Genomic DNA, 12,492 nt, shown 5'->3' with positions numbered 1-12,492 from the left:
AGCAATCGTGAACGTGTAGGATGCGGGTGATTCGCCGCATGCCCCGACGCGGCACCCACCGGTGCCGCGTTTTCGTTTTGCGCGACGCCAGGCCGTGACCACGGCCGTCTTCCATTCAAGTCGTCTTCACAAGGATTCGTTCGATGAGTTCACGCAGGATCGCGGTGCGCCGCTCGGGAGTACACGGCAAGGGCGTGTTCGCCGTGGCGCCGATCAAGGCCGGCGAGCGCGTAGTGGAATACAAGGGCGAGCGAATTTCGTGGAAGGAAGCGCTGCGCCGCCACCCGCACGACCCGAGCGAACCGAACCATACGTTTTACTTCGCACTGGACGAGGGCGGGGTGATCGACGGCAAGATCGACGGCAACAGCGCGCGCTGGATCAACCACTCGTGCGCGCCGAACTGCGAAGCCGAGGAAGTCAAAGGCCGCGTGTACATCCACGCGCTGCGCGACATCGGGCCGGAAGAGGAATTGTTCTACGACTACGGCCTCGTGATCGACGCGAAGCTGACGAAGACGCTCAAGCGCGAGTACGCGTGCCATTGCGGCGCGGCGTCGTGCCGCGGCACGCTGCTCGCGACGTCCGACGAGGGCGGCAAGAAGAAAAAGAAGAAGGACAAGAAGGACGGCAAGTCCGAGTCCCGATCGAAGGACAAGAAAAGCAAGAAGTGATGCAGGCGGCGGCGCATCGTGCGCTGCCGCTGCCGTTTCGGCGGATGGCTGCCGCATCGTGCAGCCGTGCTTTCCGCCTTCCTCATCCGGCGCGCGGCCCAATCAGCGGCCGCCCGCCGCGAGTCTCTCAGTTCCTCAGTGCGTCGACGCGGCGGCCGGTGTTTCGCTGGCCGGCTTCTCGGTGTGCGCAACCAGCGGCACCCTCACTACGAAGCGCGAGCCGCCTTCCGATGCATCCTCGTATGAGACGGTGCCGCCGTGCATCGCGATGATGTCGTGCACGATCGCGAGGCCGAGCCCGGCGCCCGTCTCGACACCGTTGCCGCTTTGCGCGTCGCCGCGGAAGAAGCGCTTGAACAGGTCGGCCTGCTGGTTGGCGGGCACGCCGGGGCCGTTGTCCTCGACGACGATCTCGGCGGCCGGCTGACCGTCCTCGAGTGCGCCACGCGCGACGTTCACCGTGATCCGTGCGCCGTCCGGCCGCGCGAGCGGCACGTACTTCAGCGCATTGTCGAGCAGGTTCGCGATCACCTCGCGCAACAGCACCGGGTTGCCGCGCACGACCAGCTTCTCGTCGTCACCCGGATCGTCGGTGCGCTGGAAGCCGAGGTCGACATGCGACGCAAGTGCGCGCGGCACCCACTCGGCACCCGTCTCGAACGCCATCGCCGCGAGGTCGACGTCGACGAATCGTGCGGCCTGTTCGCCTGGCTCCGCACGGGCGAGCGACAGCAACTGGTTGGACAGCCGCACCGCGCGGTCGGCGGCGGCGCGCAGTTCGCGCACCGCGGCGAAGGTCTGGTGCGGGTCGCGCGCGACGGCTGCCTGCTCCGCGTGCAGCTTCACGGCGGTGAGCGGCGTGCGCAACTGGTGCGCGGCATCGGCGATGAACTTGCGCTGCGCGTCGAGCGCGGTCTTCAGGCGGCCGAGCAGCGCGTTCATCGCGCTCGTCAGCGGCCGGATTTCCAGCGGCACCTCGGTTTCGTCGACCGGTTCCAGCGACGTGTGGGTCTGCCGGTTCAGCGAGTCGGCCAGGTGCGTGAGCGGGCCGAGCTGCTGGTTGACGACGCGCCACACGATGCCCCAGCCCGCGAGCAGCAGCAGCAGCAGCGGCATCATGATCGCGACGAGGAATTCGGCCGCGATCCGGTAGCGGTGCCGCACCGGCTGCGCGACCTCGACGACCATCGGCTTGCCGCCTTCGACGTCGTCGACGCGCACCTGCGCCACCCGCACCGCGCGGTTGTCGTATTCGGCCTCGAACACGTACGCGTGGTGCATGCGACGCACGTTGATCCCCTGCAGCGGCAGCTTGGGATCGCCGGCGAGTTCCTGTTCGCCGTCGCTGATCCGGTAGATCAGCGCTTCGGCGGGATCGGAGAACATCGCCTGCGCGAGCGGCGGCACCGTGAATGGCGCGTCGGGGCCGGCGATCTGGATCTGTTTGGAGATGGCGGTCGCGAGATCGGCGAGCGAGCGGTCGATCACGTGCTGCGTGTATTGCCACGCGAGCCAGTAGGCGATCAGGCCGCTCATCAGCGCGAGCATCGACAGCGGGGCGGCGAGGCGCCGTAGCAGCGAGCGGCGCAGGCTGGTGGTCACAGCCGGATCAGGAGACATTTCGACGGGCAAATGGATAAGCGCCGCTCACGGGGAGCGGCGCGGTCGTGCGCCGGGCGGCGACGCGGAGCAGCGCGCACACGCGGGCGGCACGCGGCCGCCCGGCGTGCGGTGCTGCTCAGACGCTCGCCGTCTGGCGGATTTCCTGCAGCAGGTAGCCGAAGCCGCGCACCGTGACGATTTCGACACGGCACTGCTCGAGTTTCTTGCGCACGCGGTGGACGTAGACTTCGATCGCGGTGTCGCCGAGATCGCCGCCGAAGTGCGTGAGGTGATCCTGCAGCTGCGCCTTGCTGACCACGCGGCCGTGACGCAGCAGCAGCATCTCGAGCACCGCGAATTCACGCGGCGACAGTTCGAGCGGCTTGTCGTCGTTGAAGATGCGACGGTCGACACCCGACAGGCGGACGCCACCGAGCGACACTTCCGGACGCGGCATGTCGCTGTGCGGGCCGCTGCGGCGCATCACCGCACGGATGCGCGCTTCGAGCTCGGCCGGTTCGAACGGCTTGAGCATGTAGTCGTCGGCGCCGGAGTTCAGGCCCTGGATCCGGTCGTTCAGCTCGTCGCGTGCGGTCAGCACGATGACGGGCGTGTGGCGGTTGGTCTGGCGAAAGCGCGTGAGCAGCGTCATCCCGTCGATGCCCGGCAGGCCGAGGTCGAGGATCACGAGTTCGTGGCGGTTCTGTGCCAGCGCCTGTTCGGCAAAGATGCCGTCATGCACCATGTCGACGGTGAAGCCAGCCTGCTCGAGGCTGCTCTGGATACCGCGTGCGATGGGGCGGTCGTCTTCGATCAGAAGGAGTCGCATGAAGTTCGCTCAAGTACAATGGGTTGGCGGTTCAGGCACGCGGACAGCACGACGCCGTTTCCACAGGGGCGCCGCAACACCTGACATCAAGCATGGCGGCCAGCGAACGTTTAAATCCAAACATGTCCGATATTTCGATCAACGACCTAGAAGCCGCGATCAATTTCTGGCGCGCCCGCTCGCCGTCGAGCGGCGACGAACTCAAACTCTGCGAAGAGGCCAGCGCGCTTTCCAAGCCGTATGCGTTGCTGATTGTACAGCGCCAAAGCGCGCTACAACTGGAAGGATTGGACCCCAAGGCACGGAATGCGTACGAGACTTACGTGCGCCTTAAGGATGGCTTGGAAAGCTGAAGGCTTTCGCTGACTACATCCTAGAAAACGTTCATCGAAATGAAAAGTTGACGCGCCGCGCATCGAAAGACGCGCGGCGGTAGAGGAAGGCCTCAGGCGGCCGGTTGCGCGTGCGCGCCGGCACGGTCGATGAACAGCGCCAGTTCGATGTCGCGTTCGGTCAGGCCGTCGGCATCGTGGGTCGACAGCGTGATGTCGACGCGGTTGTACACGTTGAACCATTCCGGATGGTGGTTCATTTCCTGCGCCTTGATCGCAACGCGCGTCATGAAGCCGAATGCTTCGTTGAAATCGGCGAAGCGCAGGCTGCGCTGGATTGCATCGCGGCCCGGGACGGCCGTCCAGAGCGGCAGGCCTTCGAGCCGGGTCTTGCGTTCTTCTGATGTGAGCTTGTGGATCATCTTGCACCTCTCGGTCGGTAACGGCGCCCGCGCGCGGCTGCGCCGCGCGGCGCAGCCGGCATCGGTCATTGTTTCATAGTTGTGGGACGGCCATCGGGAGACCGCTAGCGGTGCGTCCCGGCCCCCTCGAGCGTCACGCGTCCGCGTCGTCGGGCCAGCCGTCGCCCGTGCCGCGATGCAGCACGCGATCGGTATCGAGCACCGCGCCGGCCGCGAACTCGGGCAGCGCTGCCAGCCGGTCGGCCAGCGCACGGCCGTCGACGTCGGCGAGCGCGAACAGCTGCGCGAAATCGTCGATCACGAAGTAGGTCTTCTGGAACGTGTCGATCCGGTACTTCGTGCGCATCACGCGCTCGAGGTCGAAGCCGAGCCGGTTCGGCGCCACGCTTTCGAGGCTGTACAGGCTTTCGCCCTTGCTCGACACGATCCCGGCGCCATAGATCGACAGCCCGTTCGTGCCGCGCGCATCGCGGATCAGCCCGAATTCCACCGTATACCAGTAGAGCCGCGCGAGGCGCGCCAGCGCCGCTTCATCGTCGGCGACCGCGAGCGCGGTGCGGCCGTACGCCTGCATGTAGTCGGCGAACACCGGATCGATCAGCAGCGGCACGTGGCCGAACAGGTCGTGGAAGCAGTCGGGTTCCTGCAGGTAGTCGAGCTGGTCGGGACGGCGCATCCACCAGGTGACGGGGAAGCGCCGGTTCGCGAGATGCTCGAAGAACACGCGGTCGGGCACGAGGCCCGGCACCGCGACGATCTCCCAGCCCGTTGCCGGCTTCAACTGGCGGTTCACGTCGGCGAACGACGGCACGCGATCGGCCGGCAGGTCGATCTTCCCGAGCCCCGCGACGAACGCGTCGCAGGCGCGCCCGCGCAGCAGCGCCGACTGGCGTGCATAGAGCTGCTTCCACACCGCGTGGTCGACCTGGCCGTAACGCGCGAGCGGCTGGTCGATGGTGAAATCGGCGCGGGTTTCGAGGCCCGCATCGAACTGCTCTTGCAGTTTCGCGGTGACGACGGTGGACATGATCTGGCTCTGCACGTGGCGGTTGGGAACCATGCAAGTGTAGAGCGGGCTGCGCGCGGAATGGGCGCATAGTTGGCGTTGATTTGCTCGATGATGCGATAATCGCGCATCAAATCACGAATCAATGCGGAGAATGCTCATGCTGGAACTCGATCACTTCGATCTCGCGCTGCTGGACGTGCTGCAGCGCTTCGGCCGCGCGACGCATCAGCAGCTCGGCGAGGAAGTGCCGCTGTCGCCGTCGCAGATCGGCCGGCGGCTGCAGCGGCTCGAGGCGGCCGGCGTGATCGAAGGCTACCGCGTGATGTTGCGCCCGGAAAAGCTCGGGCTCGGCGTCACCGCGTTCACGAGCCTCAAGCTCAAGCACCACGGCGACTCGATCATCGAGCAGTTCCAGCAGCAGATCGACGTGCTGCCCGAGGTACTCGAATGCCATGCGGTGGTGGGCGATGCCGACTATCTGCTGCGGATCGTCGCGCCCGACCTGAACGCGCTGTCGCAGTTCGTGATGAAGAAGCTGATGCGCGTGCCGGGTGTCGACAGCGTGCGCTCGAACATCGTGCTGACGACCTTCAAGCGAAACGGCGCGCTGCCGCTCGCGCACCTGGCGCCCGGCGCCGCCTGACGCGGCCACCGCGCGGCGGCAGGGTTGAGGGCGGCGCGGGTTGCGCCGCCTTGGGGCAGGGCCGGATCAGGCCGCTTCGTGCGGCGTGTCGGCGTTCAGCAGGTCGACGTACGCAACGGCGACGAGGTCATCCTGCGAGACGCCGAGCTTCGCGAACACGTCGTGCGCTTCTGCTTCGCCACCGGCTTCGTCGTCATCGGGGCCGAGCACGACTTCCAGTTCGATGAAATCGCCGAGGCCGTCGACGCGGTCGAGGTGGATGCGCGTGCGGCCCGCGAGGTACACGTGCCGCTCCTTCGTCACGATGCCGCGCGTGGTCAGCGCGGTGGCGAGCAGCGCGTGCATCGCGTCGGGGTTCGTCACCGGGCTGCGCGTGTAGTACGACGCCTTCGGGCCGTCGCGGTCGTCGCGCTGGTAGAAGATCAGTTCGGCCGGCGTGCCATCCTCGAAGCGGCGCAGCTTGAGCCGGCCGCGCGGCACGTCATAGAAGAAATCCTGCTGGCGATAGAACAGCGGCGCTTCGGTCGCGAGCCTGGCCGCCTGTTCGCGCAGCTGGTCGAATTCGCGGGCGCGGGCTTTGATCTCGATGTTGCGGGCCATGCGGGTCTCCTTCAATCGGGGTCTCGCGGTGTGCGAACGCACAATCTAGCAAAAAGCCCGCGAAGGTGGCGTGACGACCGGCGGGACGCGGCGACACGCCGCGGCCGGGAGGTTCGGCTCCCGTGATTTCCCCATTCCCGCGCGCGTGAGGGCCCGCACGGTCGCCGACCGACGACGTGTCAGGCGTTGACGCCCGGTGTGCGGTCAGCCCCAGCGCTATCAGCGGCACTCATATCGCCCACTGCGCTTCGATCAGCCGCAGCGCGGCCGCGATCGCCGGTTCGTCGCGCCGCTCGGCGAGCGTCACGAACGTCAGTTCGGTGGGCACCGTCACGGGCTCGACGATCGTCAGCGCATGCGCGTGCGCTTCGGCCAGCGCGGTCGAGTCGCGCGCGAGCGTCAATCCGATCCCCGATTTGACGAGGTCGAGCATCGACTGCTCCTGGTCGACCTCGGCCACCTTGAGCGGTTGCGCGCCGGCCTCCGCGAAGCGCCGCGACAGCAGCCGGTGGTGCGCGGACGCCGGTGGCGTCCAGATCCACGGCAGCGTGGCGAGCGCGCGCCAGTCGTGTGCGCGCTGCACGCGCTCCTTCCAGCCGGCCGGCGCAAGCACGCGGTACTGGAAATGCGTGAGCGTGACCGTGTGGAACAGCGCGCCGTCGAGCGGATCGTCCTCGCCCGGCCGGCCGATGTAGTAGCCGACGTCGAGCGCCTGCGTGCGCACCTGTTCGATCACCCAGCCCGACATCCCGTGCCGCAGCGCCGTCTCGATCTGCGGATGGGTTTCGACGAGCGCGCGCAGGAAGCCGCCGAGCCGCAGGAAGCCCGGGTCGAGGATCGTGCCGATCCGCAGCCGGCCGCGTACCTCGTGCCGCAGCGCAGCAGCGGCGCGCTGCACGTCGGCGGCCGCGGCGAGCGCGCGTTCCGCATGCGGCAGCAGCGTCTGGCCGTCGCGCGTGAGCGCGAGGCCGCGCGACGTGCGCGTGAACAACGTGACGCCGAGCGTTTCCTGCAGATGCTTGATCTGCAGGCTGACCGCCGGCTGCGTCAGGTGCAGCTGCGCGGCGGCGCGCGTCAGGTTGCCTTCGCGCGCGACCGTCGCGAACGCGCGGAGCAGGGTGAGATCCATCGTCGTGATATGAGCGCAGCTTATAACGCAGTTCAGCATAACTCATTGGATCGGCGGCCGGCGGCCGGAGTACGCTTCATCGGTCGTGGCGCGAGGCCGCAAGCGCGGCTCGCGGCGCACTATGCTGAAAATGACGCGCGGCGTTGCCCCGCGTGACAGGAGACAAACCGTGACTACCCAACGCACGCTAGAAGGCGAATTCGATTACGTGATCGTCGGCGCGGGCACCGCGGGCTGCGTGCTCGCGAACCGCCTGACCGAGGATCCCGATATCCACGTGCTGCTGCTCGAAGCGGGCGGCAAGGACGACTATCACTGGATCCACATCCCGGTCGGCTATCTGTATTGCATCGGCAATCCGCGCACCGACTGGCTGTACAAGACACAACCCGAAGCCGCGCTCAACGGGCGAGCGTTGTCGTATCCGCGCGGCCGGGTGCTCGGCGGCTGCTCGTCGATCAACGGGATGATCTACATGCGCGGCCAGCGCGAGGATTACGACAGCTGGGCGCAGGAAACCGGCGACGCCGGCTGGTCGTGGGACAGCGTGCTGCCGATCTTCAAGCGCAGCGAGGATCACCATGCGGGCGCGAGCGACGCGCACGGCGCGGGCGGCTACTGGCGTGTCGAGAAGCAGCGGCTGCGCTGGGAGATCCTCGAATCGTTCGCGCAGGCCGCGCAGCAGACAGGCATCCCGGCAACCGACGATTTCAACCGCGGCGACAATGCCGGGGTCGGCTATTTCGAGGTGAACCAGAAGCGCGGCGTGCGCTGGAATACGTCGAAGGCGTTCCTGCGGCCCGCGATGGCGCGCCCGAACCTGACCGTGATCACCGGCGCGCAGGCGCAGCGCGTGATCTTCGACGGGCGGCGCGCGGTCGGCGTCGAATACCACGGCGGCGGCACCGATTACGTCGCGCGGGCGCGTTCGGAGGTGCTGCTGACGTCCGGCGCGGTGAATTCGCCGCAGTTGCTCGAACTGTCGGGTGTCGGCGATGGCCGGCGGCTGCAGGCGCTCGGCATCGACGTCGTGCACGATCTGCCGGGCGTTGGCGAAAACCTGCAGGATCATCTGCAATTGCGGATGGCGTTTCGCGTCGAAGGCGTGCGCACGCTCAACACGCTGTCCGCGCACTGGTGGGGCAAGCTGATGATCGGCGCCGAATATGCGTTGCTGCAGCGCGGGCCGATGTCGATGGCGCCGTCGCAGCTCGGCGCATTCGCAAAATCCGATCCCGACGATCCCGCGCTCACGCGCCCCGATCTCGAATACCACGTGCAGCCGTTGTCGCTCGAGCGCTTCGGCGAGCCGCTGCACAGCTTCAACGCGTTTACGGCGTCCGTGTGCCATCTGCGGCCGACGTCGCGCGGCAGCGTGCATATCGCGAGCGCCGATCCGGGCGCGGCGCCCGCGATCGCACCGAACTATCTGTCGACCGATCACGATCGCCACGTCGCCGCGAACGCGCTGCGGCTCACGCGCCGGATCGCGTCCGCGCCGGCGCTCGCGCGCTATCGGCCCGAGGAAATCCTGCCGGGCCTGCAGTATCGAAGCGAAGCCGAGCTGATCGAGGCGGCCGGCGCCGTCGGCACGACGATCTTCCATCCGGTCGGCACCTGCCGGATGGGGCGTGCCGACGATGAGCGCGCGGTGGTCGATAGCCGGCTGCGCGTACGCGGCATCGCCGGGCTGCGAATCGTCGATGCATCGGTGATGCCGTTCATTACATCGGGCAACACCAATTCGCCGACGCTGATGATCGCCGAGCGTGCGAGCGACATGATTCGTGCCGATCGCCGTGCGGCGCGCGAAGCGACACCGGTGCACACGGAGCAGGCGGTGACAGCCGCGTGACGGAACGCTGACACGCACGACAGCGGGCCGTCATGATGACGCCCGCTGATTCGATCTGCGAAACAAGCTGCTGTTGCAGCAGCGGTGCCGATGGTGGCGATAGCAGCGAATCACGCCGGTTCATCCGGCAAGATCCATGCAAGCCGTGCCGTCGCACGGCCTTTTTGTTGCGTGCCTGCCGGGGCCGGGAGGAGGGCAACGGTCGATGATGCACGTGTCAAAAAAACGGCGTGCAAAACCGTGCACAGCCGCGTGCGACAGGGCGTCAGCCCTATAAGTGCAAATCCCGATGATTGCACTGCACCAACGGCGAGACAATGTGGCGCAGTGTGCATACGCGTCGGCGCGGGAGACCACCCTCGAGGCGTAACACGGCGCCCGGGGCAGCCCGCTCATCCGCTGACCTGTTTCGCGGACGCTTCTCGCGAATCTTCCCGGTGCTTCGCCTGACTTCGTACGGAAGGGAACATGATTCTCGGCGACACGATTCTGGAAACACGCGGACTGACCAAGGAATTCAGGGGTTTCACGGCCGTCAACGGCGTGAACCTGCGTGTGCGTCGCGGTGCGATCCATGCGCTGATCGGACCGAACGGCGCGGGCAAGACCACCTGCTTCAACCTCCTCACCAAATTCCTGACGCCGACGGCCGGCCAGATCGTCTTCAATGGCATCGACATCACCGACGAGCGGCCTGCGCAGGTCGCGCGGCGCGGCATCATCCGCTCGTTCCAGATCTCGGCGGTGTTCCCGCACCTGACCGCGCTGCAGAACGTGCGCATTGGCCTGCAGCGCGCGCTCGGCACCGAATTCCATTTCTGGCGCAGCGAACGCACGCTGAAGCGGCTCGACGATCGCGCGATGGACCTGCTCACGCAGGTCGGCCTCACCGATTTCGCGCAGGTGCCGACCGTCGAGCTCGCGTATGGCCGCAAGCGCGCGCTGGAGATCGCGACCACGCTCGCGATGGAGCCCGAACTGATGCTGCTCGACGAGCCCACGCAGGGGATGGGCCACGAGGACGTCGATCGCGTGACCGCGCTGATCAAGAAGGTCGCGAGCGGCCGCACGATCCTGATGGTCGAGCACAACATGAACGTGATCGCGGGCATCTCCGACACGATCACCGTCCTGCAACGCGGCGAGGTGCTGGCCGAAGGCTCGTATGCGGAAGTGTCGAAGAATCCGCTCGTCATCGAGGCCTACATGGGCAGTGCCGACGCGGCGCTCGCGGGGGCGCACGCATGAAGCACAGCGAACGGGAGGAACGCGAATTGAGCGGCGTCGAAAGCGGTACGCCCGCGCTGGAGATCACGGGCCTGGAGGCCTGGTACGGGGAATCCCACATATTGCACGGTGTCGACCTGACGGTGCACCGCGGTGAAGTCGTCACGCTGCTCGGCCGCAACGGCGCGGGCCGCACGACGACGCTGCGCGCGATCATGGGTCTCACGGGCCGCCGCAGCGGGTCGATCAAGGTCGCGGGCAACGAGACGATCGGCCTCCCGACGCACCGCATCGCGCATTACGGCATCGGCTACTGCCCGGAGGAGCGCGGGATCTTCTCGAGCCTGTCGTGCGAGGAGAACCTGATGCTGCCGCCGCTGATCGGGCCGCGCGAGCACGCGATGCCGATCGACGAGATCTACGCGATGTTCCCGAATCTCGCGTCGCGCCGGCAGAGCCAGGGCACGCGGCTGTCGGGCGGCGAGCAGCAGATGCTCGCGGTCGCGCGGATCCTGCGCACCGGCGCGAACCTGCTGCTGCTCGACGAGATCTCCGAAGGCCTGGCACCGGTGATCGTGCAGGCGCTCGCGCGGATGATCGTCGCGCTGAAGGCGCGCGGCTACACGATCGTGATGGTCGAACAGAATTTCCGCTTCGCCGCGCCGCTCGCCGACCGCTTCTACGTGATGGAGCACGGCAGCATCGTCGAGCATTTCCAGGCGGCCGAACTGGAAAGCAAGATGCCGACCCTGCACGACCTGCTGGGGGTGTGACGCCGCCCCGTTTCCCTTGCCGCTAGCCGTGGCGGCCCTCGAACAACCACAACGCATCAGAACAACAGGAGACGTCAATGAAAATGAAGACCCTCGCACAGGCGTGTCTCGCGCTCGCGACTGCCGCGTTCACCGCCGGCGCCGCACACGCGGCGGATACCGTGAAGATCGGCTTCATCACCGACATGTCGGGGCTTTACGCGGATATCGACGGGCAGGGCGGCCTCGAGGCGATCCGCATGGCAGTGGCCGACTTCGGCGGCAAGGTGCTCGGCAAGCCGATCGAGGTCGTCTATGCCGATCACCAGAACAAGGCCGACATCGCCGCGTCGAAGGCGCGCGAATGGATGGACCGCGGCGGCCTCGACCTGCTGGTCGGCGGCACGAACTCCGCCACCGCGCTGTCGATGAACCAGGTCGCGGCCGAGAAGAAGAAGGTCTACATCAACATCGGCGCGGGCGCCGACACGCTGACCAACGAGCAGTGCACGCCGTACACGGTTCACTACGCGTACGACACGATGGCGCTCGCGAAGGGCACCGGTTCGGCGGTGGTGAAGCAGGGCGGCAAGTCGTGGTTCTTCCTGACGGCCGACTATGCGTTCGGCAAGGCGCTCGAGAAGAACACGTCGGATGTCGTGAAGGCGAACGGCGGCCAGGTGCTCGGCGCGGTGCGCCACCCGCTGTCGGCATCGGATTTCTCGTCGTTCCTGCTGCAGGCGCAAGCGTCGAAGGCGCAAATCCTCGGCCTCGCGAACGCGGGCGGCGACACGATCAACTCGATCAAGGCCGCGAAGGAGTTCGGCATCACGAAGACGATGAAGCTCGCCGCGCTGCTGATGTTCATCGACGACGTGCACAGCCTCGGCCTCGAGACGACGCAGGGCCTGGTGCTGACCGACAGCTGGTACTGGAACCGCGATGCGGCGTCGCGCCAGTGGGCGCAGCGCTACTTCGGCAAGATGAAGAAGATGCCGTCGAGCCTGCAGGCGGCCGACTACTCGTCGGTGACGACCTACCTGAAGGCGGTCCAGGCCGCCGGCACGACCGATTCCGACAAGGTGATGGCCGAGCTGAAGAAGATCAAGATCAACGACTTCTATGCAAAGGGCTATATCCGCACGGACGGCAGCATGATCCACGACATGTACCTGATGGAAGTGAAGAAGCCGGCGGAATCGAAGGAGCCGTGGGATTACTACAAGGTGCTCGCGACGATTCCGGGCGAGCAGGCGTTCGGGACCAAGCAGGAAACGCGCTGCGCGTTGTGGAAGTAGGCAGGGCGTAGCGGCGCGCGCGGGCGCGCCGCTCGGTGGCGGCCGCGGCGATGTGCCCGCTGCGCCGCCCGCGCACGCGCTGCATGAAGGTTGCGCGCGCAACGAAACTCATTCTGACGG

13 protein-coding genes are annotated in these 12,492 nt (G+C 66.9%); 7 read left to right on the top strand and 6 right to left on the bottom strand.

Annotation, left to right across the window (positions count from 1 at the left end):
• The first annotated feature begins 143 nt into the window (after window positions 1-143).
• Entirely contained in the window at window positions 144-674 is a 531-nt protein-coding gene (locus LGM56_RS30370) for an SET domain-containing protein (protein ID WP_089424134.1), read from the top strand.
• A 135-nt stretch (window positions 675-809) separates the two neighbouring features.
• Here LGM56_RS30370 and LGM56_RS30365 read toward each other — a convergent pair whose 3' ends face one another.
• Window positions 810-2,294 carry a sensor histidine kinase gene (locus LGM56_RS30365; protein WP_089424135.1) on the bottom strand — a complete coding sequence of 495 codons (1,485 nt, stop codon included), beginning with the start codon at window positions 2,292-2,294 and terminating at the stop codon, window positions 810-812.
• Between the two features lie 118 nt (window positions 2,295-2,412).
• Window positions 2,413-3,105 carry a response regulator transcription factor gene (locus LGM56_RS30360; RefSeq protein ID WP_006401494.1) on the bottom strand — a complete coding sequence of 231 codons (693 nt, stop codon included), beginning with the start codon at window positions 3,103-3,105 and terminating at the stop codon, window positions 2,413-2,415.
• Window positions 3,106-3,227: 122 nt separating this feature from the next.
• On the opposite strand from LGM56_RS30360, the gene LGM56_RS30355 reads away from it, so the two are divergent.
• Window positions 3,228-3,458, top strand: a complete 231-nt coding sequence (locus LGM56_RS30355) for a DUF3717 domain-containing protein (protein ID WP_089438903.1) — start codon at window positions 3,228-3,230, stop codon at window positions 3,456-3,458.
• Between the two features lie 92 nt (window positions 3,459-3,550).
• Here the strand turns inward: LGM56_RS30355 and LGM56_RS30350 are convergent, their stop codons facing one another.
• The gene (locus LGM56_RS30350) at window positions 3,551-3,859 is read right to left on the bottom strand and encodes a 4a-hydroxytetrahydrobiopterin dehydratase (protein WP_011350499.1); all 309 of its coding nucleotides are present in this window, start codon (window positions 3,857-3,859) and stop codon (window positions 3,551-3,553) included.
• A 133-nt stretch (window positions 3,860-3,992) separates the two neighbouring features.
• A complete protein-coding gene (gene phhA, locus LGM56_RS30345; protein WP_226207604.1) occupies window positions 3,993-4,886 on the bottom strand; it encodes a phenylalanine 4-monooxygenase in 894 nt (297 codons plus the stop codon).
• Window positions 4,887-5,025: 139 nt separating this feature from the next.
• Here phhA and LGM56_RS30340 point away from each other — a divergent pair, with 139 nt between their 5' ends.
• Window positions 5,026-5,511 (top strand): Lrp/AsnC family transcriptional regulator, encoded by a 486-nt coding sequence (locus tag LGM56_RS30340; RefSeq protein ID WP_006408082.1) that lies wholly within the window; start codon window positions 5,026-5,028, stop codon window positions 5,509-5,511.
• A gap of 66 nt (window positions 5,512-5,577) precedes the next feature.
• Here the strand turns inward: LGM56_RS30340 and LGM56_RS30335 are convergent, their stop codons facing one another.
• Together LGM56_RS30335 and LGM56_RS30330 are read right to left on the bottom strand one after the other, a co-directional pair.
• Window positions 5,578-6,111, bottom strand: a complete 534-nt coding sequence (locus LGM56_RS30335; protein ID WP_069246759.1) for a class IV adenylate cyclase — start codon at window positions 6,109-6,111, stop codon at window positions 5,578-5,580.
• Window positions 6,112-6,340: 229 nt separating this feature from the next.
• Window positions 6,341-7,240 (bottom strand): LysR family transcriptional regulator, encoded by a 900-nt coding sequence (locus tag LGM56_RS30330; RefSeq protein WP_089424136.1) that lies wholly within the window; start codon window positions 7,238-7,240, stop codon window positions 6,341-6,343.
• 169 nt (window positions 7,241-7,409) lie between these two features.
• Here LGM56_RS30330 and LGM56_RS30325 point away from each other — a divergent pair, with 169 nt between their 5' ends.
• The 4 genes from LGM56_RS30325 to LGM56_RS30310 all read left to right on the top strand — a co-directional run bounded on the left by LGM56_RS30325 (window position 7,410) and on the right by LGM56_RS30310 (window position 12,372).
• A complete protein-coding gene (locus tag LGM56_RS30325) occupies window positions 7,410-9,095 on the top strand; it encodes a GMC family oxidoreductase (RefSeq protein WP_226207603.1) in 1,686 nt (561 codons plus the stop codon).
• 468 nt (window positions 9,096-9,563) lie between these two features.
• Entirely contained in the window at window positions 9,564-10,343 is a 780-nt protein-coding gene (locus LGM56_RS30320) for an ABC transporter ATP-binding protein (RefSeq protein ID WP_021160426.1), read from the top strand.
• Window positions 10,340-11,095: an ABC transporter ATP-binding protein gene (locus LGM56_RS30315; protein WP_089493805.1), complete on the top strand. Its 756-nt coding sequence runs from the start codon at window positions 10,340-10,342 to the stop codon at window positions 11,093-11,095. The genes LGM56_RS30320 and LGM56_RS30315 overlap by 4 nt, the downstream gene beginning before the upstream one ends.
• Before the next feature lie 77 nt (window positions 11,096-11,172).
• Entirely contained in the window at window positions 11,173-12,372 is a 1,200-nt protein-coding gene (locus tag LGM56_RS30310; protein ID WP_089493806.1) for an ABC transporter substrate-binding protein, read from the top strand.
• Window positions 12,373-12,492: the final 120 nt, after the last annotated feature.

Origin of the sequence: Burkholderia sp. AU38729 (assembly GCF_020419725.1) — a bacterium.
GTDB lineage: Bacteria > Pseudomonadota > Gammaproteobacteria > Burkholderiales > Burkholderiaceae > Burkholderia.
This window is presented reverse-complemented; position numbering and strand designations above follow the sequence as displayed.

What these genes read in the sequence shown, in the direction of transcription:
- LGM56_RS30365 (WP_089424135.1), bottom strand. Translation starts at nt 2,294, where the DNA reads ATGTCTCCTGATCCGGCTGTGACCACCAGCCTGCGCCGCTCGCTGCTA.
- LGM56_RS30310 (WP_089493806.1), top strand. Translation starts at nt 11,173, where the DNA reads ATGAAAATGAAGACCCTCGCACAGGCGTGTCTCGCGCTCGCGACTGCC.
- LGM56_RS30350 (WP_011350499.1), bottom strand. Translation starts at nt 3,859, where the DNA reads ATGATCCACAAGCTCACATCAGAAGAACGCAAGACCCGGCTCGAAGGC.
- LGM56_RS30340 (WP_006408082.1), top strand. Translation starts at nt 5,026, where the DNA reads ATGCTGGAACTCGATCACTTCGATCTCGCGCTGCTGGACGTGCTGCAG.
- LGM56_RS30360 (WP_006401494.1), bottom strand. Translation starts at nt 3,105, where the DNA reads ATGCGACTCCTTCTGATCGAAGACGACCGCCCCATCGCACGCGGTATC.
- LGM56_RS30355 (WP_089438903.1), top strand. Translation starts at nt 3,228, where the DNA reads ATGTCCGATATTTCGATCAACGACCTAGAAGCCGCGATCAATTTCTGG.
- phhA (WP_226207604.1), bottom strand. Translation starts at nt 4,886, where the DNA reads ATGTCCACCGTCGTCACCGCGAAACTGCAAGAGCAGTTCGATGCGGGC.
- LGM56_RS30315 (WP_089493805.1), top strand. Translation starts at nt 10,340, where the DNA reads ATGAAGCACAGCGAACGGGAGGAACGCGAATTGAGCGGCGTCGAAAGC.
- LGM56_RS30330 (WP_089424136.1), bottom strand. Translation starts at nt 7,240, where the DNA reads ATGGATCTCACCCTGCTCCGCGCGTTCGCGACGGTCGCGCGCGAAGGC.
- LGM56_RS30335 (WP_069246759.1), bottom strand. Translation starts at nt 6,111, where the DNA reads ATGGCCCGCAACATCGAGATCAAAGCCCGCGCCCGCGAATTCGACCAG.
- LGM56_RS30370 (WP_089424134.1), top strand. Translation starts at nt 144, where the DNA reads ATGAGTTCACGCAGGATCGCGGTGCGCCGCTCGGGAGTACACGGCAAG.
- LGM56_RS30320 (WP_021160426.1), top strand. Translation starts at nt 9,564, where the DNA reads ATGATTCTCGGCGACACGATTCTGGAAACACGCGGACTGACCAAGGAA.